This is a genomic window from Rhizobium sp. 25PS6 (genome assembly GCF_032464655.1).
Lineage (GTDB): Bacteria > Pseudomonadota > Alphaproteobacteria > Rhizobiales > Rhizobiaceae > Rhizobium > Rhizobium laguerreae.
On the sequence record NZ_JAWDIV010000001.1, the window covers coordinates 148519 to 170312 of the forward strand.

Genomic DNA, 21794 nt, shown 5'->3' on the forward strand with positions numbered 1-21794 from the left:
TTCGCTGCTGATCAGTTCGTCAGGGCGAAGGTTTCGAGCTTGCCGGCATTGTCGGCATTGATGAGAACGCAATCCATCAACTGCTTCTCTTCCTTTGGTGTCGTCTTGTTCTTGATGTAGGCGTCTGCCTGTTCCACCGCCAGCTGAGCCTGCGCATAGGCGGGCTGCAGGACCGTTGCCTTGATGCCGCCCCACTTGATGGAGTCGCGCACGTCGTTGGAACCGTCGAAGCCGACGACAATCACGTCCTTGCGGCCGGCCGCCTGCAGCGCTGCGATGGCGCCCATGGCCATGGTGTCGTTCCCTGAAATGACGCCCTTGATGTCGGGATTTGCCTGGAGGATGGTTTCCATCTTCGAATAGGCTTCCGTCTGGCTCCAGTTGGCCGACTGCTTGGCGACGGACTTCAGGTCCGGATATTCGTCGATGACGTCGTGATAGCCTTGCGAGCGGATGCCGGCATTGGTGTCGGACTCCTTGCCCACCAGCTCGACGTAATTGCCCTTCTCGCCCATCAGCTTGACGAATTCCTGCGCTCCGAGCTGGGCGCCCTGATAGTTGTTCGAGACGATCTGGGCGACGGCAACGCCCGTCGCGTTGATTTCGCGGTCGATCAGGAAGGAGGGGATACCCGCATCCTTCGCCTTTTTGACGGCCGCGACGGAGGCGTCGGCTCCGGCATTGTCGAGGATGATCGCCTTGGCGCCGCGCCCGATCGCCGTGTCGATCATTTCGGACTGCTTGTTGGCGTCGTCGTCATGCGTCATGAGCAACGTCTCGTAGCCGAGTTCCTTCGCCTTGGCTTCGGCGCCGACGGCTTCAGCCTTGAAGAAGGGATTGTCATGCGCCGGCGTGATGATGGCGATGAGATCGGCCGAAAAGGCCGGAAGAGCCGTTCCGAGCGCCAATGCGCCGGCAAAAGCCGCAAGTGTCAGTCTGCGCGTCAGTTTCATTTTTTCCTCCCTGTTGTGAATGAAGCCCCGTCTCCCCGGAGCGGCTAGAACCCCGTCTCCCCGGGGCAGTTGAGGGGGGAGGACGTGCCTCCCCAGGCCGGTTCAGGTGATGCGCCGGATGCTTTCGGCGATCTCCTGCGGTTCGAATACCTTTTTCCAGTCGTCGCGCATCAGCGCCGGGATGCCGAACTCGATCGCCTTGTTGCAGGCATCCGAAAACACGCCGTCGACTTCCTTGAAGATGACCGCGCCGAGCACGTTCATATGGCCGAGCAGGAAGTCGCGGGCGGCCTGTTCCGGCACGCCGCGTGTCACGCATTCGTCCATGGCCTGTCGCATGACGACGAGCAGCGATGCGCAGACGGTTTCCGACAAGCCCGGTTCGAGCATGGCAAGCTGATCGACCGTGACCCGGTGCGAGCGCATGACCGGGGCCCAGATCAGCTTGGCGATTTCCTCGCCGAGCGCGTAGGCGCTTTCCGGACCCTGCATCAGCGCCGAAACGATATGCTGCTTGGCGAAGAGGCCGCCGAAGTGGTCCTTTTTCGCCTGCATGTCCGTCTCGTCGTTGAAAATCGGCGGATGGCAGGGATGGGTGACGAAGTAGGTAAGATCATCGCGCTTCGGCAGGTGGCCGGCAAAGGGAGCCGCAGCGTCCAGCGCGATCACCATGGTGCCTGATGCGAGTTTGTCGACGATGCCTGCCGCGACCTTGCCGATCGCCGTATCCGGCACGGCAAGGATCACCACATCGGCGCCGTCGAGCCCGACATCGACGGGCACGCAATCGACACCGAGATCATTCTTCAAACGGGCCTTGCCTGCGTCGCTCACCTCGACATGGCGGACCTCGAAACGCGAGCCTTTGAGATTTTTGGCGAGCCGGTATCCCATTTTCCCGCCTGCGCCGAAGAGGGCAATTTTAGTCATGTTTTCCTCACCTTTTCCGTTCTCAATAGGATCACAAACTGGTATAATGAGTCAATCACCATATCACTACTTAATTTGTTGGAGTCACGTTTTTCTGCGATCGCACGTTTCGGCCGATGCCGAAGGAAACCATCAGTGCTTCCTTCCCTCACGGATCTGGACGAAATAGCCGTCCGTCCCGACCTGGCCGCCTTTGAGCGCGATCTGCAGGCCATTGGTCGGCTGATAGTCGCCATGCGCAAGGCAAAGCGGAGAACCCGGCGTCTGCGGCAGCGGAAGAAGCGTCGTCAGCGCGTCGATCTTCAACTGCCTGAGTGCGTGACTTGATGTGTCGCCGCCGGCGACGACCGCACGTGAAAGCCCCTCATTCTCGATCAGGCGGCGCAAGATCGTGCCGAGCGCGCTCCCGAGCCGGTGACGAGCACCTGGAAGCCTGTCGATGTCGGCGCCGCGGTCGGCGGACGGGCCAAGCGCGGTGTAGAGAATGACGCTCTTGCCCTGCCTGAGCTTCTGGGTGCCTGCCTCGACCGCTGCATTTACCGCGCCTTCGCCATTCTCCGAGACCAGCGCAAGCGGATCGAGCGCGATACTCTCGAAGCCGTTCTCGACAGCCGTCCGGATCTGGCGCTCGGTCGTCGGCGATACGCTGCCGGACACGACGGCGAGGCGGTCGACCGGGCCGATATCAGGAAACTCGGCTTTGCTTTCGCCGATGAAGCCGCTCCGCCGCCATGCGCTGAGCAGAGCATATTCGACCCCGGAGGAGCCGGCGACAAAACTTCCGGAACGGCCGGTGACACGAAGCAGCTGTCGGCCCGCGGCCTCCTGCGTCACCTCGGAGTCGACATCGATGAGCAGGATCCCTTCTGAAGCAGACGCCAGATCGTCGACACGCGCATCGGCGTCCGTCGCGGTGATGGCGACGAGATCGGCGACCAGCACGGGAAGCAGGGTCTGCTTCGACAGGTGGACCGCAAGGTCCGCTTCGTCCATCGGGGTCACCGGATGGCGGCTCATGACGGGATGGCGGTCAATGCGAAAGACCCGGCCCTGGTAAGCTGCAAAGAGATTGCCGAATGCCGTGTAGCGTTTCAATTGCGGCGCGCCGACGATGACGGGCACGACGGGTTGCCCGAATACCGATCGGCCGATTTCGATCGCCTTGCCGATATTGCCGATGTCGGGGCTGGAATCGAAGGTCGAGCAGACCTTATAGTGGCAGATGTCAGCGCCGAGCGAATTCAGCCACTCGAAAGCGCGCGCAAGATGCTCTCGCATCCATGCGGGCGTCTCGCTGCGGCTTGTCCCGGCAATGCCGATTGCGCGGCAATCCCCAAAGCGCGCAAGCAGTTCCGGCGTCGGAACGTCGAGGAAGAGCACGGTCGACACGCCGTTCGAAGCCAATGCCTCCATGACATCGGTGGAGCCGGTGAAGTCATCCCCGTAATAGCTGACGAAAGGTCCACCCATCGCGGTCACGCGCCCTTGCCTTCGCTGAATTTTGCAATCGAAGCGGCGAGCTCCGGATGATCTTTCGCGTAGATCTCCAACGGGATGTCTGCGACGGCTGCCTGCCAGGCCTGCTGCACGGCCCGAACGCCGGCCGCCGGGCCGGCGGGGTGGCTGACAATGCCGCCGCCGCAGAGATAGAGAAGATCGACGGTGCGGCCGGTCCGTTGATAGGTCTCCGGCGCCTGTCCTCCCCACTGGCCCGAACCGGCAACCGGGAGCGAGCAATCGGAGGCATTAAACAGCGGCGTGCTGACGGCCTTGAAAGACGAGACGAAGCTGTCGTCCGGCTCCCAATACTTGACCCTGATACCGTTGATCTGAAACTGGTCGACCCCGAGCAGCCGCCAGAACTGCTGGTAGACCTTGAAATCCATGCCGGCGCCCGGATCGCGTGTCAGCACGTCCCAACCGTTTCGATGCGCGTGCAGCACCAGATTGGAGCGCTTGCGCAGAAAGCTCATGCCGCCGAAGCCAATCGAGTTGATGTTGACGACGGCGCAATTGCCCCCGGCCTTGGCGACGATGTCGTGGTTGCGCATCATCTCGTCGGGATCGGCATGCGAGATGCCGAAAGCATACATCACCTTCTTGCCGGTCTTCTGCTCATGATCGAGGATGCGCGGCATGATCGCCGCAACGCGGTCCTTGAGCGGCGAATAGGCCGGGCTCATCAGTTTTTCGTCATCCTTGATGAAGTCGACGCCGGATGAGATCAGCTCGCCGACGAGTTCCGCCGTTTCGTGCGGTCTGAGACCAAGCGCCGGCTTGACGATCGTTCCGATGATGGGTCGGCCTTCGACGCCGGTAAGGCGGCGGCTTCCAGGGATGCCGAACTGCGGTCCGGGATGCGCACTTTTGAAGGCTTCGGGCAGCGTCATGTCGACGATGCGGATGCCGGTCATGCCCTTGATGGAGTAGACGCCGCCGATCGCAATGGTCATCAATGCCGAAAGGTCTGTCCCGATCGCGTCCAGTGGAAAGGCGATGTCGACATCGGCGCGATGAAGAAGCGTGCCGGGCGCGACCTCGGGCCAAGTCGGATGACTGGCGCCCTCGAGCGGACGGATCGCCAGCACGCGGGCGGCGACACGCGATTTCAGCTCCTCGGTCTCGCCAGGGACGGGCACGAAGGTTCCGGTCGACTGGTCGCTCGCGATCTTTTCCGCCATCGCCTCGACGTTGCCGGGCGTTTCGATGCGGTAGGTCAGGGTAATCATCATGAAACGGACGGTTGCTCCTCTCGCCACGCAGATTGCCATGGCGTCAACTCGTGATCTGGTATAATGAGTATTCCAACTGATGAAAAGTGGAATCTTCAGATCCTCATATTTCCACCGACAGCTTTGTTCTCGACACGGAAACTGTTAGGAGAAAACTTTTGAGCCAGCGAGATGTGATGACCCAGCCCCTCGAACAAATCGTCCGCCGGAAACTCTCTGACGAAGTGTTTGATCGACTTGAGCGAATGATCACCTCGGGCGAGCTTCAGCCCGGCGACGAAATGCCGTCCGAGCGCGTGCTGATGGAACGCTTCGGCGTCGGCCGGCCGGCAATCAGGGAGGCCATGCAGTCCCTTGCCAATAAAGGTCTTGTCAGCATTTCGCATGGCGAGCGGGCGAAGGTCCTCAGGCTGACGGCAAAATCGATATTCCGCCAGGTCGATCTCACTGCCAAGATCATGCTGTCGCAATCTTCGGATTCGCTGGAATATCTGAAGAGCGCGCGCATCTTCTTTGAGCGGGGCATGGCGCGGGAGGCGGCGCAGCGGGCCTCCGCAAATGATATCGCCGATCTCAGGAACATCATCGAACGCCAGCGAATGTCGCTTGGCCGGGCCGAAGAGTTCATCGACGCGGACATGGAATTCCACACCCGCATCGCACAGATATCAGGCAACCCGATCTACGTCGCCGTCAGCGAAGCAATGCTTGCCTGGCTGAAGGAATATCATACCGAGATGCTGATCTGGACCGGCAAGGAAAAATTCACGCTCGCCGAACACGACGAGATCGTCGATCGCCTTGAAGCAAACGACGTGGATGGCTCGGAAACGGCGCTCCTCAAGCATCTCGAGCGGTCGCGAGCGCTTTACGCGAAGTAATCGCCGATTGCCCTTGTGGGCAATGGCTGCTCATCCCCCTGCTAAAGATCTCGATTGTTGACCGCGCGATGGCTGTGGGCGCGGTAGTGCATTTTGTCGGCTGCAGTCGGAACAATGACCTAAGAATGAGGTTCTGAGTGGGTCAAGTATGCAAAGGATCCCAAGGAGGACATCACAATGCGTATGAAACTTGTAGCAGCGTCACTATTGGCTGTCGGCATGGCCACATCCGCCTTCGCACAGTCGAATCCCGCCCCCGCAGGTGCCACCATTGATAAGAGCCAGGCCGACCAGGGTGGCGGCGCAGGCAGCGACACGAAGGCCAAGAAGCCGATGGCCACGGATACCACCACGACTGGTTCCACCACCAGCGGCACGAAGGACAAGGTCAAGTGCCCCAACCCGGTCAACAATTCCGCCAATCTTCAGACGCAGGGCGGCACGAGCAACGCCACCCCGATGGACGAAGCCTGCGCGGCTCACAACAATTGATCGGCTTCTTCACGAAAACTCCGCCTCGTGACCTGACCCCCGAAAGTTGGACAACCAACCTCGGGGGTTTTGCGTGGGCGAACTTCAGTAAAGCAATCCGTCGGGCAGGATCGCTGCCGGCACGACGGCTCCAGGCCGCTAGCCTCCGTTTTGCGATAACGTGATTCACCGACGCGAAACGTGCCGGATCGCGTCAACGACGTGTTTGTTCGATATCGTACGGCAACGATTAGGACGTCCAGAACTTTTCCTTCTCATCCCGGGAGAGAAAAATGGCGTCAGTATCTTCCATACACTCTGCGTCGCACGACAAAAACACGTCCGCAATCGAGCTAGAAATCGTTGCACTGACGCCGGCATTGCGCATCTTTGCCCGAAGGTTCCTGCGCAGCAACGACGATATCGACGATCTTGTGCAGGAAACCTTGTTGAAGGCATTGAATTCGCTTCATCTCTACCGTCCCGGCACCTCCCTGAAATCCTGGCTTTTCACCATCCTTCGAAACACGTTCTGCACCAATTATCGCAGACAGAAACGCGAACCGACGGGAATGGACGTGATGGTGGAACGGATCGCGATCGCGCCGACCCAGGAATGGGCGCTGCGGGAACACGAACTGCAACAGGCACTGACACTTCTTTCCGACGACAGGCGCCGCGCCCTGACACTGGTGGCTGCCGGTACCAGCTACCAGGACGCCGCCAGAATATGTGGGTGCCGGATCGGCACGTTGAAAAGCCGCGTCAGCCGCGCCCGCGAGTCCCTGCTGCTGATGCTCGGAAACCATCTTCGCGACTGATCATGCGCCTGTTCTTTTGATCGTGCTCTTCTCGGAGACGATCACAAGCTCCGGCTAGAACAGGATGATTTTAGGCCGGGTCTGTAAACTCTCCTTTTCCAGTTTATGCGGCGGATTGACGTACAACCCACGCGATGGTATCTATATCTTAATTGGTCAGGCCATTTGACCAGCTGCGCGCTTGAGGAGAAGCCGCCTAGGGAGGCCACGATGTTTTCGCCTGTTGAATCACGCCGCCTGTATCGGCAGGTCGCAGATCAGATTCGCCTGATGATCGCCAGCGGCGAGCTTGCCGTCGGTCTGCGGCTGCCGGCTGAGCGCGACCTTGCGGAGCAACTGTCGGTTTCACGCCCGACCGTCCGTGAGGCGCTGATCGTCCTGGAGGTCGAAGGCCTCGTCAACATCCGTATGGGCTCCGGCATCTATGTGGTGCGCCAGCATGCTGCGACCGTCACTGGGGCCGAGCGCGAGCCGGTGGAAGGCCCGTTCGAGCTGCTGCAGGCGCGCACCCTCATCGAATGCGCCATCGCCGAAGAAGCTGCAGGTCGCGCCAAACCGGACGATATCGCTCTGCTGGATGAAACTCTGACGCGCATGGGTGGGGTGGTCAACGATGCAATCGCAGTGCTCGATGCCGATCGCGCCTTCCACACCGGCATTGCCGCCATCGTCGGGAATGCGACATTGATCCGCGTCACGGGCGAGATGTTCGACATGCGAATGACCCCTTATTTCGCAAGGCTCGCCAGCCACTTCGAGGGGCCGACGACCTGGCGCAGCGCCCTGGACGAGCATCGGGCCATTCGCGACGCGATCGCCGCCGGCGATGCAGCCGGCGCCAAGGCCGCCATGCGCGCCCATCTCACAATGTCGCAGAAGAGGTTTTCCGAGAGCTTCGGGGAGGAGTTTTCGGGGGAAGAGGAGCGCGGACGCAACAAGCGGCCGTCGAAAGGAACTGCCAAGACTTAACCCAAGCTCGGGAGGAGAGAGCAATGAAGAGCAGACTGACAACGATACTTTGCACCGCGGCCGCGATCATGGCGAGTAGCGCGATCGCGCAGGCCCAGACAGTGCTGAAATGGGCGCATGTCTATGAAACGTCAGAGCCCTTCCATACGGATTCCGTATGGGCTGCGGAAGAGATCAACAAACGCACCGACGGGCGCTACAAGATCGAGGTCTATCCGGCGTCGCAGCTCGGCAAGGAGGCCGACATCAACCAGGGCCTCAAGCTCGGGACGGTCGACATCATCATCTCGGGATCGAGCTTCGCGGCACGCGACTACAAGCCGATCGGCGTGACTTACTTCCCCTATATCTTCCGCGGTCCCGATCACTTGATCGCCTACACCAAGAGCGATGTCTTCAAGCGTCTTGCCAAAGGCTATGAAGACAAGACCGGCAACCACATCACCGCCGTCAGCTATTACGGCACTCGGCATACGACATCAAACAAGCCGATCGCCAAATGCGCCGATATGCAGGGCCTGAAGATCCGCGTGCCTGACGTTCCCGCCTATCTCGCCATGCCGCGCGCCTGCGGCGCCAACACGACGCCGATCGCCTTTGCCGAAGTCTATCTCGCTTTGCAGAACGGCACGGTCGAGGCACAGGAAAACCCGCTGACGACAATCGAGGCGAAGAAGTTCTACGAAGTCCAGAAGAACATCATCCTCACCGGCCACATCGTCGATCACCTCAACACCGTGATCTCGAAGACGCGGTGGGCGAGCCTTTCCGACGAGGACAAGAAGATCTTCGGCGAGGTCATGCAGGAGGCCGCCGAGCGCACGACCAAGACGATCGCCGGCAAGGAAAACGGCCTTATTGCGACCTTCAAGGAAAAGGGCCTGAACGTCGCCGAGATCGACAAGGCCGATTTCGAAAAGACCGTGATGGAAAAGGTCAACTTCGAGGATTTCGGCTACGAGAAGGCCGATTGGGAAGCAATCCGCGCGATCCAGTAAAGCCTGCAAACCACCTTTTCGTGGTGCCCCTCACCCTAACCCTCTCCCCGTAAAAACGGGGAGAGGGGACGTGCCCTGCGAGAGGCTGGCGAGAGACGGAGAGCTTGCGGCATGGTCCCTTCGCCCCGCAAGCGGGGAGAAGGTGGCGGCAGCCGGATGAGGGACAGGCGCCGCAATCAACAGACGCCGAGAACAGGACGATGTCGATACACCGAAAGGCGCGCCGCCCGAACACGCCGCGCCCTTCTTCCCCAACCGGAACAAGGCCGATCATGTCGCAAGAAATCCATACGCCAATCACCGCCGAAGAAATCGGTCACGAGTTCGAAGGGCACGCGCCGACCGCAAACGTCTCGGACTATGCCATCGAGGACTGGATCACGCTGGTCGTCTTCTGGTTGATGGCGGGTTGCGTCTTCCTGCAGTTTTTCACGCGCTATGTGTTGAACGACAGCTACGCCTGGACCGAAGAGATCGCCATCAACTGCCTGATCGCCGTGGTCTTTCTCGGTTCCGTCATGTGCGTGCGCACATCCCGGCATATCCAGGTGGACGTGTTCTATCATTATATGCCTGCAGGTCTTGCGCGTGTGCTTGCAACCTTCGTCGATATCGTCCGCATCGGCTTCTTCGCCTATGGTTGCCATCTGATGTGGCGCTATGTCGACATCGTGGCGGAAGAGCAGATGGTGACCATCGACCTGCCGCGCAACATAGTCTTCTACACAGTTCTCGTCGCCTTCGTGCTGATGCTGATCCGTTCGGTCATAGTCTTCATCGCCAATATCCGCCGCGGCTACTCCGTTCTGGAGCGCCCCGAAGAATTCCAGACGATCGAGGGTTGATCTGATGCTCCTGCTTCTTGGCTCGTTCCTGGTGCTGATGCTGGTCGGGGTGCCCGTTGCCATCTCGATGGCCGTCGCATCCGTGCTTTACATCGTCCTTTATGGCGTCGCGCCCGACATCATCGTCGCCCAGCGCATGATCGCCGGCGTCGAAAGCTTCCCGCTGCTCGCCGTGCCGTTCTTCATCCTGGCGGGCAACCTGATGAACTCGGCCGGTGTCACCGGCCGCATCTATTCCTTTGCGGTGGCTCTCGTCGGCTGGATGAAGGGCGGTCTGGCTCAGGTCAACATCATCGGTTCCGTCATCTTCTCCGGCATGTCCGGCACGGCGCTCGCCGATGCGGCGGGTATCGGTACGATCGAGATCAAGGCGATGAAGGATCACGGCTATCCGGTCGAGGCGGCGGTCGGCGTGACGGCGGCGTCTGCCACGCTCGGCCCGATCTTCCCGCCATCGCTACCTTTCGTGATCTATGGCATGATGGCGAACGTCTCGATCGGCGCTCTTTTCATGGCGGGCATCCTGCCCGGCATCGTCATGACGCTGCTGATGATGATCACTGTCGCCGCCTTCGCCTATAAGAAGCGCTGGGGCTCGGACGCGCCGTTCGATGTCAGGCAACTGCTGTCGGCGGGGATGGAAATCGTCGTCGTGCTGGCGGTGCCGCTGGCCATTTATCTGATGATACGTGCCGGTGTGTCGGTGAATGCCGCAGCGGGCATCGCTCTTCTCGTCCTTCTCGTCCTTGACTGGTATTTCCGCTTCTCCGCCGTTATGGCGCTGATGACGCCCGTCATCCTCATCGGCGGCATGACGATGGGCTGGTTCACACCGACCGAGGCCGCCGTCGCCGCCGTCCTCTGGTCTCTGTTCCTCGGTCTGGTGCGCTACCGCACGATGACGCCCTCGACGCTCGCCAAGGCAAGTTTCGATACGATCGAGACGACGGCATCCGTTCTCTTCATCGTCACCGCGGCATCGGTCTTTGCCTGGCTGCTGACGGTGAGCCAGGCGGCCCAGCTGCTGTCCGATGCGATCCTCTCTATCACCGACAACAAATGGGTTTTCCTCATCCTGGTGAACCTGCTGATGCTCTTCGTCGGTTGCTTCCTGGATACGATCGCGGCCATCACCATCCTCGTGCCGATCCTTCTGCCGATCGTCCTGAAATTCGGGATCGATCCGGTCCAGTTCGGTCTCATCATGACGCTGAACCTGATGATCGGTCTGCTGCACCCACCGCTCGGCATGGTGCTTTTCGTGTTGTCGAGGGTTGCGAAACTCTCTGTCGAACGCACGACCATGGCGATCCTGCCCTGGCTGGTGCCGCTGTTCCTGGCGTTGATCCTGATCACCTTCGTGCCCGCGGTGTCGCTGTGGCTGCCGGAGCAGCTTGGACTTTTGAGATAGGGATGGACACGATGCGGACACGTCTGGCACGGCTTTACCAAAAGGGCGATCTCAGGATCGAGACCGAAACGGTTGCGGCCCCTGGTCCCGGCGAGGTGCTTCTCAAAATGGCGGCCGCAGGGATTTGCGGCTCCGACCTGCATTATTATCAGGATGGCGGCTTCGGGCCGGTCAGGGTTCGCGAGCCGATCATACCCGGCCACGAGGCATCGGGAACCGTCAGCCAAGCGGGCGAGGGGGTCGACCTGAAGGCTGGGACGCTGGTGGCGGTCAATCCCAGCCAACCCTGCGGGCATTGCGAATATTGTGAGAAAAACATGCCGATCCACTGCCTGGAAATGCGCTTCATGGGCAGCGCGATGCGCCTGCCCCATGAGCAGGGCATGTTCCGGGAATGGCTGGTGGTGCCGGCCAAGCAGTGCTTTGAGGTTGGAGCAGCGACGACGGCTGCGGAAGCGGCCTGCAGCGAGCCGCTATCCGTCTGCCTGCACGCGGCATCGCGCGCAAGGAATATCACAGGCAAACGCGTGCTGGTCACCGGAGCCGGCCCGATCGGCGCCCTGATGGTTGCCGTCGCCTCCTATCACGGCGCAAGCGAGATCGTGGTGAGCGATCTAGCGGATGCGGCGCTGGACCGGGCCAAAGCGATGGGCGCCAGCCGCACGATCAATGTTTCCAAAAATGCCCAGGCGCTTGCGGAATTCGAGGCGGGAAAGGGCTATTTCGATCTCGTCTTCGAATGCTCGGCCGCCGCCCCGGCCATCCGCGGCGCGATTGCCGCCATCAGGCCGCGCGGAACGATCGTGCAGGTCGGCGTCACGGGAGACGTGCCGATCCCTCTCAACGCCATTGTCGGCAAGGAGCTTCAACTCCACGGAACGCAGCGCTTCCACGAAGAATTCGCAACTGCCGTCGAGCTGATCTCCAGCCGCAAGATCGATGTGCGGCCGATTATCAGTCACAGCCTGCCGCTCGAAGAAGCCACCGCAGCCTTCACGCTCGCCGGCGACCGCGCGGCCGCCTGCAAGGTGCAACTGACTTTTTAGGGCGCGGCACGGGCCGGCCCGTCGGCGCAGTAGAAGATCGGCTCAGGCCGTTAGGCCGCCGTCTGGTGATCGCGTTTTAGCGCCTGCCTCTCGTGCGCGTCGCCAGAACATTGCGGATCGAGAAGCTGGAATGAATCCTGAGGACACCGGGTAAGGTCGAAAGAATCTCCTTGTGGATCCGCTCGAACTCGCCGGCATTGGCGACCTCCACACGCAGCAGGTAGTCCGACCCTCCGGTCATCAGGAAACATTCCCGGATCTCGGGATGCCGGCGGACCGCCGCCTCGAGCCGGTCGAGATAGTCCTCCGTTTGTCGTTCGAGAGTGATGTTGATGATCACGGCGATCATCTCATCCGCATTGCCGGTGTCGACCAGCGCCGTATAGCCGCGGATCACGCCTGATTTTTCCATGATCTTGATGCGCCTGAGGCAGGCTGATGGCGAGAGACCGATTTCGGCGGCGAGTTTGGCATTGCTCATGCGGGCATCGAGGCGCAGCAGTCTCAGGATATTGCGATCGATGGCGTCGAGAGCGGGCATGAGAGATCGTTCCAAATTTTCGTTGATTATGCGGGAAATAGGCAAATCACGCAATATTCGACTACTGAATGATCGGCCATTTCGCTCATTATTTCATAAACTCCCTGAGGTCGAAAAGGGGTGGACATGGATAGCGATATTTTGGTTTCCCGCACACGCACTGCCACGACGATGCAGGGAGCCACGGGCTATCTGACGATCGATCTGGCTGCCCTTGGACGTAACTATCGTAAGCTCGTATCGGTGCTGGCACCGGTCCGCGCCGGCGCCGTCGTCAAGGCCGACGCCTATGGCCTTGGCGCTGACCGGGTCGGAAGAACGCTCTATGGCGAAGGTTGCAGGCATTTCTTCGTCGCCCAGTTTGTCGAGGCCTTGAGACTCCGGCCGGCACTTGCGCACGACGCCCAGATTTTTGTGCTGAACGGCTTGCAGCCGGGTAACGAGATCGCCTGCGCCGAGATGGGCATCGTCCCGGTTCTCAATTCGCTGGCGCAGTGGCGGCAATGGTCGGCGGCGGCGCGCATTCTGAAGCGCTGCCTGCCCGCCGTCCTGCAATTCGACACCGGCATGTCGCGGCTCGGTTTTCCCAGGGAAGAGCGCGCAGGGCTGGCGGCGGCTCTTCGCGACGGCAGCAATGTCGAAATCCTGTTCATCATGAGCCATCTGGCTTCGGCCGATGACATGGACAGCGAGCAGAACGGCGAGCAGTTTACCGAGATGTCCCGCATCGCCGACGAGTTTCCCGGCTTCGATATTTCCTTCGCCAATTCCGGCGGCGTTTTCCTGGGCGACGCCTATCACGGCGTGCTCGCCCGGCCGGGCATCGCGCTCTATGGCGGCGCTCCGAATGCCGGTGAGAAGAACCCGATGGAGCCGGTCGTCAGCCTTGATGTCGCCGTCGTGCAGACGCGCACCGTGCCGGCGGGAGCGAGGATCGGCTATGGCGGCGCGCATGTCACGCAACGGGAAACACGTCTCGCCACCATTGCCGCCGGCTATGCCGATGGCCTGCCGCGTTGCCTCAGCGACCGCGGCGCCGTCTATTTCAAGGGCATCCGTCTGCCGATCGTCGGCCGCGTGTCGATGGACAGCGCGACCGTCGACGTGTCAGCACTGCCCGAAGGGGCGCTGACCTTCGGCAGTCTCGTCGAAGTGCTTGGCCGCCATCAGACGCTCGAAGACATCGCCCGAGACGCGGGCACCATTTCTTACGATATCCTAACCGGCCTGGGCGATCGTTACGACAGGCAATATCGCTAAGAGCCGGCGGCTCCATTATTGGGAACATCATGAAGGTCATCGTTCTAGGAGCCGGCATCGTCGGCGTCACATCCGCTTATCAGCTCGCCAAGGCCGGCCATGACGTCACGGTCGTCGACCGGCAGTCGGGTCCGGCGCTGGAGACGAGCTTTGCCAATGCCGGCGAAGTCTCCTTCGGCTATTGCTCGCCATGGGCAGCACCCGGCATTCCCATGAAGGCCATGAAGTGGCTGTTCATGAAACATGCGCCGCTCATCCTGCGCCCGAAACTCGATATGGCCATGCTTTCCTGGATGGCGAGGATGCTGTCGAACTGCACCTCCGAGCGCTATGCCATCAACAAGAGCCGCATGCTGCGCCTTGCCGATTACAGCCGCATTGCGCTGGCCGATCTTCGCGCCGAGACCGGCATCGCCTATGACGAACGCATGCAAGGAACCCTGCAGCTGTTCCGCACTGAGCAGCAGCTCGATGCCTCGGCAAAGGATGTCAAGGCGCTGGCTGCCGACGGCATTCCCTATGAGGTGCTGGACCGGGACGGCTGCATCCGCTTCGAACCAGCGCTCAAGCATGTGCGCGACAAGATTGTCGGCGGTCTGCTGACGCCGAAGGACGAAACCGGTGACTGCTTCAAGTTCACCAACGCGCTGGCCGCCAAGGCCGAGGCGCTCGGCGTCCGCTTCGCTTACAGGACGACGATCAAGGCACTGGATGTCGAGGCCGGCCGGGTGCGCGGGGTCATCACCGATCGTGAGCGGATGAGCGCGGAGGCGGTGGTGGTGGCGCTCGGCAGCTATTCGCCGCTGCTGCTCAAGCCGCTCGGCATCAGGCTGCCGGTCTATCCCGTCAAGGGCTATTCGCTCACCATCCCGATCACCGATGCGTCACGCGCGCCGGAATCGACCGTCATGGACGAGACCTACAAGATCGCGATCACCCGGCTCGGCGACCGCATCCGGGTTGGGGGCATGGCCGAAATATCAGGCTATACCAACGATCTCGGCCTGGCTCGCCGCAGCACGCTGGAACATTCGGTCACCGATCTCTTCCCCGGCGGCGATATTTCCAAGGCCTCCTTCTGGTCCGGCCTGCGTCCGATGACGCCTGACGGCACGCCGGTCATCGGCGGGACGAAAGTTGCCGGCCTTTTTCTCAATACCGGTCACGGCACACTCGGCTGGACCATGAGCACCGGTTCGGCGCGGCTCATCGGCAATCTCGTCAGCGGCGGCCAGCCGGAGATCGACGCGAAGGATCTCGCAATCAGCCGCTACGGCTAGCCGCCCTGGCAACGCAAACAAGATGTGATTGCGCAAATCCGCTATCATTTGTGTACATCGGAGGTCCCGAATGTCGGTCAATTCTCGTATCCGGAACAACGGCGGCCTCACCCGACAGCTGGCGGAGCAGGGCATGTCGTTTCGGGAGACGGCACACAGCGGAACAGACCCGGACGAGCTCTCGGAAATATTGTCGACGCCGAACTCCCCGATCAAGGTTGCGGCCGAAGGCAATATGCCGATTGCATACCGCTGCAATTTCGTTTCCGTGGGAGAAGAGGTAACCGTAGCCGACTGCACCTACGAAGGCACAATCCTGATCAGGCGGGAGGCGCCCAGCGGCAGGATGATCGTTTTTCTGCCGATGGAAGGAAACGCATCTTTCGAAGGCATGCGGGAGCAAATCTATTCGATTCCAGCCCGTGGCACGATCCTTGAGGCAGGTCGCGCCGCCGGTGCCCGCCTGTTTGGGCCGCGCCGTCATTTCGGCTTGTTCGTCGATCAGGCGAAGATCATCAGTCACCTCACGCATATGTTCGAGAGAACGATCAGCGGCGACATCGATTTTCATCCTCACATCGATCTGACGAGCGGCCCGGGGCTCGTGTTGCAACAAATTGTCTCAAGCCTCCATCGCGGCCTCAGCGGGGACGGACCGCTGCAACGGTCGCCGCTGGCGGTCAGCTCGCTCTGCGACGCGGCGATCTATCTGCTTCTGGAAACCTGCCCCAATCGCTTTTCGAACGAGCTTGCGCTTCCTGCTCCTGCACCGGCTCCACGCCACGTGAAATGGGCGATCGACTTCATGCAGGAACACATCGCCGAGCCGATTTCGCTCAACGATATCGCGTTGGCGGCCAAGGTAAGCGTTCGGACTTTGCAACAGGGTTTCCGGCAGTTCAGGGATACGACGCCGATGTCCTATCTGCATGACCTTCGAATGGTCGCCGCCCATCGCGATTTACTCGAGTCGGACGAGAAGCAGGCCATCGCCGACATCGCGCTGCGATGGGGGTTTACGCATCTGGGGCGGTTTGCTGCCGAATACAGAAAGCGTTTCGGCCAACTGCCGTCACAGACCTTGAGGCGCTGAGCTCCGTCTCGGCGTGCCCGATGGCTCCGTCTAGCGATGGACCAGACATCCGATCGCCGACGGAAGCTGCACGCGGATCTATGCCGCGCGCTTCAGTGCATCGCCGAGTATTGAAACGATCGTGTCTATTTGGCCCTTCTCGATGATGAGCGGCGGAGAAAGCGCGATGATGTCGCCGGTCACCCGGATCAACAGGCCCTTTTCGAAGCAGTCAACGAAGATGTCGTAGGCGCGGGTTCCCGGCGCCCCGTTACGAGGAGCCAGTTCGACTGCGCCGACCAGTCCGAGATTGCGGATGTCGACCACATGAGGCAGGCCATTCAGCGAATGGAGGGCCTCCTGCCAGTACTCGGCCAAGTCGGATGCGCGGGTGAGCAGACCTTCCTCCTCGTAGATCTCCAGCGTAGCGAGCCCGGCTGCGCAGGCGACCGGATGGCCGGAATAGGTATAGCCGTGGAAGAGTTCGATCGCGTTTTCCGGTCCGACCATCAGGCCGTCATAGACCTTGCGGCTGGCAAAGACCGCGCCCATGGGGATCGCGCCGTTGGTGAGGCCCTTTGCCGTCGTGACCAGGTCGGGCACGACGCCGAAATAGTCGGTCGCAAAAGGAGTGCCGAGACGGCCGAAGCCGGTGATGACCTCGTCGAAGATCAGCAGGATGCCATGCTTGTCGGCGGTCGCGCGCAATTTGTCCAGATAGCCCTTCGCGGGCAGGACCACGCCTGCCGAGCCCGACATCGGCTCGACGATAACAGCCGCGATGGTTTCGGCGCCGTGCAACTGCACCAGGCGCTCGAGATCGTCCGCCAGTTCCACGCCGTGGGCGGGAAGGCCCTTTGAAAACGCGTTGCGCTCGACGTCGAGCGTGTGGCGCATGTGGTCGGCCGGTATTTGCGGGAAGACCCGCCTGTTGTTGGCGAGACCGCCGACGGAAATGCCGCCGAACCCGACGCCATGATATCCCTTCTCGCGTCCGATGATCCGTGTGCGGGTGCCTTGGCCGATCGCCCGCTGATAGGCGATGGCGATCTTCAGCGCCGTATCGACCGATTCCGAGCCCGAGCCGGTGAAGAATATCCTGTCGAGCTTGGCTTCTGGACCACCCGGCGCGATAGCAGCCAATTTCGAGGCGAAGTCGAAGGCGATCGGATGCCCCATCTGAAAGGTCGGCGCATAGTCGAGCGTTGCAAGCTGTCGCTCGACGGCGTGGGCGATCTTCTTGCGGCCGTGGCCGGCATTGCAGCACCAGAGCCCGGCCGTGCCGTCAAGCACTCGATGTCCATCGACGTCGGTGTAGTACATACCCTCCGCTGCTGTCAGAAGGCGCGGCGTGGCCTTGAATTGCCGGTTCGCGGTGAACGGCATCCAGAAATTTTCGAGTATGGGCGCGTTCGTATTGCTGAGCTGGTCCATCCTGGCCTCCTTTGGGAATGGCGCCGAGAATGACAATTTCTCCTTTTCAAACAAGTCCTTTTCTTTATCGGTGCAAGTTGTTGAAATCCAACAAATCCAGCGTTATGATTTTAGATATTCTGGACAACATAAACGAACCCCCTCATGTCAGTCGACATCGGCAGCCGCCTTCGCCATCTCCGCATCGCCCATAAGCTTTCCCAACGTGAGCTCGCCAAGCGTACGGGCGTGCCCAATTCGACGATCTCGCTGATTGAATCGAACGCCTCCAACCCGTCGGTCGGAGCCTTGAAGCGAATCCTGGACGGCATCCCCATCGGTCTGGCGGAGTTCTTCGCCTTCGAGCCCGAGCGTCCAAGGAAGGCCTTCTATGCGGCCGAGCAGCTGGTGGAGATCGGCAAAGGCGCCATTTCCTACAGGCAGGTTGGAGAAAACCTGTTCGGCCGCAGCCTGCAGATCCTCAAGGAGTGCTACCAGCCGGGCGCCGACACCGGAAAGGTTCCCCTTGTTCACGAGGGGGAGGAGGGCGGGATCGTGCTCTCGGGAAGGCTCGAGGTGACGGTCGATGACGAGCGGCGGATCCTTGGGCCGGGTGACGCCTACTATTTCGAAAGCCGGCGCCCGCACCGCTTCCGCTGTGTCGGGCCGGTTGCCTGCGAGGTCATCAGCGCCTGCACGCCGCCGACGTTCTAGTTCCTGCCCTCGATCCGGGCAAGTACGCCGTCGAGAGCAGCGGTCAGCGCGGCAAGGCCGCCCTTCTTTTCGAAGTCGGAGAAAACCTGCTCGTTCAGTCCGCCCTTGGTTGCGAATTCGCGGCTCAGGGCACTGAACGGTTCGTTGCCGGGGCTGTTCGCTTTCTGTGCGAGGCTTGCAAAGAGCGGGGCAATATAGGCCTGTCCCTTCGCCTTTTCGAGGCCGCTTCTTTCCAGCCAGACGGAAACCTGCTCCATGATGCCGAAATAGGTCGACATCATTGCGCTCGCTGCCGCGAGAAGATCATATTCCTTCCTCGACTGGCATTGGACAGCCGTTCCGAGCGTATCGAAAAGCGCTGCGACAGCGGTATCCGGCGGGTAAAGGGCGGTGACGCCTTGCCGTCCCGCGACAAAGGGCAGGGGGATCGCCTGCACGAGATGCACGTCGGCGCCGATCCATTCCAAGAGGGCCTGGCGCTCCGTCGCCGCAACGAGGCTGACGACCATTTGGCCATCCCTGAACGATAGCGCGCGCACGACCTCCTCGGCGACTTGCGGCCGTATTGCCAGGAACACCATGTCGCTGCGCTCGACGACGTCCTGGTTGTCCTTGGAAATTCTGACGGCAGCGAATTCGTCTGCCAGCGTCGCGGCGATGTGAGCGCTTCGTGGAGACACGTGAATCTCGGACGCATAGGCCGGCTCAGTGAGAAGCCCGCGAACCATCGCTTCGGTGATCGCGCCGGTTCCGACGAATCCGATACTGTCGACTTTCATTTGACTACTCCGCAGCCCGCAACGGGCCTAACGCGACATCCCTGCGTCGAACCCCATCGCCCACGCCTCGACAAAACCCAGCGGTTGCCGCCTTCGCCCGAGACTATGCATCGGACAAGCTTCGGGTCAATGCCGTATGTCGCAAACCTGCGCCTATGCGCTTTGCGGGACCGATCCGACATGCATGCTGGCGGCCGCGACCTTGGGGGAGAACATCGGTGGCGTGCCGTTGCGTCTGGCGATTGCCCAAGACATTGTCGGCTTGCCAAACATTCGACCAAGCCCATCGAACGTAAAGGCACCGCCCTTCGACGCCACACCTTAATCCCCGACGATCACGCAAACCTATTGGACCGTCGGTCATCCAACAAGAAACTCTCGTGCCCGAGAAACCTGACCTCTTGCTTGTCCCGATTGCCGGTCCAGCTAATTGGAATGTCATCGCGGATATTCGATAAGCGCTCGAACTGCCAGAAAGATGAATTTCTCCAATCAAGCGCCGTGAGGTGTGGGTCAATCTCGGCGCAATTTGACAAGGGGATCAAGTGCGATCTTGCCGCCGCCATACACCATAAGGGTCAGCGCCATGGCGGCCCATGGAAGATGGAAGTTGGCCCAGCCGTCTGGAATAGTGAGTTGGATCACTGCCGTCATCGCGAGCAGGCCAAGAGCCGCATAGCGGGTGAAAAGGCCCAGGACCAGCAGGACGGGCAGGGCGAGTTCGGCAATCCCGGCCGCGGCCGCCATGGTCAACGGCATCGGGTAGGAGAATTGGCTGCCGAATATATGCAGCTTGAATTCCTGTTCGAAAAGAAATCTGGCGCCGGTCGAAAGGGTCAGGAATCCGTCCCACTTCGTCAGCCCCGATTTAAAGAACGGGATTGCCAGGCCGATGCGCAGCGCCAGCAGCGGCAGCGACTGTGGAATTAATGAGAGCAGGTGTTCGGCGCGATGATGAAGCGAGACAAGTGCTATGCCGAGACCGCGGGAGGAAGCACGTTCGACGGTCATGGAAGTTCTCCTTCAACAGGTTCAAAAACGCTGAATGCGCCAAGGCCTATGAGACCGATCAGCGCCGATCCGAAGTCGAAATCGGGCGCGACGGCGAATGCGGTCTGCGCCGCCTCGCCGAGGGTAACGCCCTCAAGGAGGGAGCCGGCGAACGCCGCGTCCCGCGGAGGTAGGACATGTACCTCGACGTGAATTGCCGCTCGCACCACCAGCACGGTCTCGGCCTGCCAGTCGGCTACCGTTGCCACGGTCTCGCCCTGATGGGCGCTCCAGATCGAGCCCACGGGAAAGTCCGACCGGACGAGCCGGGCCGAGGGATGTGGGACGAGCGTCATGTCGCCAAGCCTCTCCGAGGGCACGGCGGCGAGTTGGGCGACATTGAGCGGCAATCTGTCCGCCGCATGATAGGCCCGGGTCCAGGCAACCTCGATCCGGGCGACATCGGGCAGATAGGGGAGAGAAGCCGCGGGGAGAAACGCTGCGATAAAATCGGGGAATTCATCGCCATAGTGCATGATCAGTGGTGAGGCCGGCTTGTGATCTGCGGCGTAGGCGCGGGCCATGCCGGCGAAGAAGTCGGAGCCGACGAGCCGCTTCGTCACGGGGAAGCGCTGGCCCAATGCCGTGGTCAGCCCGACATAGACATTGTTGCGGTAGACGGCGAAGCGCGATGAATCGGCCGCGCCGCGGGCGGTGGTGATGCCTTGGGGAAGCGGTCCGTCCGGGTGCAGCAGGGCGGCCGCGAAGGCATCCTGGCTTTCGGTGAGACCCATGGTCATGCCGCCCGGGTTGTGCCGCGATCCGGGGCCGCGGCTGCCAGCATGGCATCGGCGCGAACTGCTTCGGCGTCAAGGGTGGCAAAGTCCGGGACGTCGTTGTCCCACTCGATCAATGTCGGCAGGGGGCCGCTCCGGAACAGCGTGTGTCTGTAAAGCTCCACCACATCGGTTCTGACGGTGCTGCCATGGGCGTCGATCAGCAGCCGGTCACCCACGCTGTCGACGGTTTCATCATAGCCGGCCAGGTGGATTTCACCAACCAGTTCAATCGGGAAACGGTCGATATAGGCGACCGGATCGAGACAATGGTTTACAGCCGAAACCATGACATTGTTGACGTCGAGTAGCAGCCTGCAGTCGGTGCGGTCAGCGATCTCCGTCAGGAAATCCACTTCGTCGATCGTGCTCTCGGAGAACAACAGATAGGTCGACGGATTTTCGAGCAACATTTGCCGGCCGAGCCATTGCTGCGTCTCATCGACATGGTCGACGACCCGCGCCAGCGTTTCGGCCGTATAGGGCAGCGGCAGAAGGTCATTGAGAAAGCCGGTCTCGTGGGTCGACCAGGCCAGATGTTCCGAAAAGCTCTGCGGCCGGTAACGGTCTATGAGACTGCGAAGCCGCTTCAGATGTTCTCTGTCGAGGTCGCGCGCTGCACCGATCGACAGGCCTACGCCATGGAGCGAGAGCGGATAGAGGTCGGCAACGGCCTCGAGATAGCGGTGCGGCGGCCCGCCAGCACCCATGTAGTTTTCGGCATGGACCTCGAAAAAGCCGACATCCGGCCTGATGGCGAGAATGGTTTCGTAATGTTCCGGCTTGAGGCCGAGGCCGGCGCGTGGCGGCAGGACGGTGGCACGGTCTGCTGAAACGGTCATTGCTGTTCTC

Annotated in this window: 22 protein-coding genes; 12 read left to right on the top strand and 10 right to left on the bottom strand. The window is 61.0% G+C overall.

Annotated elements, in window-relative coordinates:
• Positions 1 to 11 precede the first annotated feature (11 nt).
• The 4 genes from RWK44_RS00665 to oiaX form a co-directional block, all read right to left on the bottom strand.
• Positions 12 to 953 carry a D-ribose ABC transporter substrate-binding protein gene (locus RWK44_RS00665; protein WP_316028197.1) on the bottom strand — a complete coding sequence of 314 codons (942 nt, stop codon included), beginning with the start codon at positions 951 to 953 and terminating at the stop codon, positions 12 to 14.
• A gap of 102 nt (positions 954 to 1055) precedes the next feature.
• Positions 1056 to 1883 carry a phosphogluconate dehydrogenase C-terminal domain-containing protein gene (locus RWK44_RS00670; RefSeq protein ID WP_316028198.1) on the bottom strand — a complete coding sequence of 276 codons (828 nt, stop codon included), beginning with the start codon at positions 1881 to 1883 and terminating at the stop codon, positions 1056 to 1058.
• 132 nt (positions 1884 to 2015) lie between these two features.
• A complete protein-coding gene (locus RWK44_RS00675) occupies positions 2016 to 3353 on the bottom strand; it encodes a four-carbon acid sugar kinase family protein (RefSeq protein WP_316028325.1) in 1338 nt (445 codons plus the stop codon).
• Between the two features lie 5 nt (positions 3354 to 3358).
• A complete protein-coding gene (oiaX, locus tag RWK44_RS00680) occupies positions 3359 to 4615 on the bottom strand; it encodes a 3-oxo-isoapionate-4-phosphate decarboxylase OiaX (protein WP_316028199.1) in 1257 nt (418 codons plus the stop codon).
• Between the two features lie 176 nt (positions 4616 to 4791).
• Between oiaX and RWK44_RS00685 the strand changes: the two genes are divergently transcribed.
• The 8 genes from RWK44_RS00685 to RWK44_RS00720 all read left to right on the top strand — a co-directional run bounded on the left by RWK44_RS00685 (position 4792) and on the right by RWK44_RS00720 (position 12057).
• Entirely contained in the window at positions 4792 to 5496 is a 705-nt protein-coding gene (locus RWK44_RS00685) for a transcriptional regulator NanR (RefSeq protein WP_020047408.1), read from the top strand.
• A gap of 177 nt (positions 5497 to 5673) precedes the next feature.
• The gene (locus RWK44_RS00690; RefSeq protein ID WP_020047407.1) at positions 5674 to 5988 is read left to right on the top strand and encodes a hypothetical protein; all 315 of its coding nucleotides are present in this window, start codon (positions 5674 to 5676) and stop codon (positions 5986 to 5988) included.
• A gap of 272 nt (positions 5989 to 6260) precedes the next feature.
• Positions 6261 to 6788, top strand: coding sequence for a sigma-70 family RNA polymerase sigma factor (locus RWK44_RS00695; protein ID WP_168281238.1), 528 nt, complete (start codon positions 6261 to 6263; stop codon positions 6786 to 6788).
• Positions 6789 to 6998: 210 nt separating this feature from the next.
• The gene (locus RWK44_RS00700; protein WP_221945368.1) at positions 6999 to 7757 is read left to right on the top strand and encodes a FadR/GntR family transcriptional regulator; all 759 of its coding nucleotides are present in this window, start codon (positions 6999 to 7001) and stop codon (positions 7755 to 7757) included.
• A gap of 23 nt (positions 7758 to 7780) precedes the next feature.
• Complete coding sequence (locus RWK44_RS00705) at positions 7781 to 8755, top strand: sialic acid TRAP transporter substrate-binding protein SiaP (RefSeq protein WP_316028200.1); 975 nt, start codon at positions 7781 to 7783, stop codon at positions 8753 to 8755.
• A gap of 272 nt (positions 8756 to 9027) precedes the next feature.
• On the top strand, positions 9028 to 9600 hold the full coding sequence (locus tag RWK44_RS00710; RefSeq protein WP_316028201.1) for a TRAP transporter small permease: 573 nt from the start codon (positions 9028 to 9030) through the stop codon (positions 9598 to 9600).
• 4 nt (positions 9601 to 9604) lie between these two features.
• Positions 9605 to 11011, top strand: coding sequence for a TRAP transporter large permease (locus RWK44_RS00715; protein WP_316028202.1), 1407 nt, complete (start codon positions 9605 to 9607; stop codon positions 11009 to 11011).
• 11 nt (positions 11012 to 11022) lie between these two features.
• Positions 11023 to 12057, top strand: a complete 1035-nt coding sequence (locus RWK44_RS00720) for an L-idonate 5-dehydrogenase (protein ID WP_316028203.1) — start codon at positions 11023 to 11025, stop codon at positions 12055 to 12057.
• Positions 12058 to 12133: 76 nt separating this feature from the next.
• Here RWK44_RS00720 and RWK44_RS00725 read toward each other — a convergent pair whose 3' ends face one another.
• A complete protein-coding gene (locus tag RWK44_RS00725) occupies positions 12134 to 12598 on the bottom strand; it encodes an Lrp/AsnC family transcriptional regulator (protein WP_020047400.1) in 465 nt (154 codons plus the stop codon).
• Between the two features lie 126 nt (positions 12599 to 12724).
• On the opposite strand from RWK44_RS00725, the gene alr reads away from it, so the two are divergent.
• The 3 genes from alr to RWK44_RS00740 all read left to right on the top strand — a co-directional run bounded on the left by alr (position 12725) and on the right by RWK44_RS00740 (position 16231).
• Positions 12725 to 13858 (top strand): alanine racemase, encoded by a 1134-nt coding sequence (gene alr / locus RWK44_RS00730; protein WP_316028204.1) that lies wholly within the window; start codon positions 12725 to 12727, stop codon positions 13856 to 13858.
• A 29-nt stretch (positions 13859 to 13887) separates the two neighbouring features.
• Positions 13888 to 15138, top strand: coding sequence for a D-amino acid dehydrogenase (locus RWK44_RS00735; RefSeq protein WP_168281225.1), 1251 nt, complete (start codon positions 13888 to 13890; stop codon positions 15136 to 15138).
• A 70-nt stretch (positions 15139 to 15208) separates the two neighbouring features.
• Positions 15209 to 16231, top strand: a complete 1023-nt coding sequence (locus RWK44_RS00740) for a helix-turn-helix transcriptional regulator (protein WP_316028205.1) — start codon at positions 15209 to 15211, stop codon at positions 16229 to 16231.
• Between the two features lie 78 nt (positions 16232 to 16309).
• Here the strand turns inward: RWK44_RS00740 and RWK44_RS00745 are convergent, their stop codons facing one another.
• Entirely contained in the window at positions 16310 to 17644 is a 1335-nt protein-coding gene (locus tag RWK44_RS00745; RefSeq protein WP_316028206.1) for an aspartate aminotransferase family protein, read from the bottom strand.
• Between the two features lie 144 nt (positions 17645 to 17788).
• On the opposite strand from RWK44_RS00745, the gene RWK44_RS00750 reads away from it, so the two are divergent.
• On the top strand, positions 17789 to 18337 hold the full coding sequence (locus RWK44_RS00750; protein ID WP_168281219.1) for a cupin domain-containing protein: 549 nt from the start codon (positions 17789 to 17791) through the stop codon (positions 18335 to 18337).
• Here the strand turns inward: RWK44_RS00750 and RWK44_RS00755 are convergent.
• From RWK44_RS00755 to bufB, 4 genes are all read right to left on the bottom strand, one after another.
• On the bottom strand, positions 18334 to 19116 hold the full coding sequence (locus tag RWK44_RS00755; RefSeq protein ID WP_316028207.1) for a pyrroline-5-carboxylate reductase: 783 nt from the start codon (positions 19114 to 19116) through the stop codon (positions 18334 to 18336). The genes RWK44_RS00750 and RWK44_RS00755 overlap by 4 nt on opposite strands.
• 513 nt (positions 19117 to 19629) lie before the next feature.
• The gene (locus RWK44_RS00760) at positions 19630 to 20127 is read right to left on the bottom strand and encodes a DoxX family protein (RefSeq protein ID WP_168281215.1); all 498 of its coding nucleotides are present in this window, start codon (positions 20125 to 20127) and stop codon (positions 19630 to 19632) included.
• A complete protein-coding gene (locus RWK44_RS00765) occupies positions 20124 to 20906 on the bottom strand; it encodes an HvfC/BufC N-terminal domain-containing protein (protein WP_168281213.1) in 783 nt (260 codons plus the stop codon). Before RWK44_RS00765 ends, RWK44_RS00760 begins: the two co-directional genes overlap by 4 nt.
• Positions 20903 to 21784, bottom strand: coding sequence for an MNIO family bufferin maturase (bufB, locus tag RWK44_RS00770; RefSeq protein ID WP_168281211.1), 882 nt, complete (start codon positions 21782 to 21784; stop codon positions 20903 to 20905). The genes RWK44_RS00765 and bufB overlap by 4 nt, the downstream gene beginning before the upstream one ends.
• Positions 21785 to 21794 lie beyond the last annotated feature (10 nt).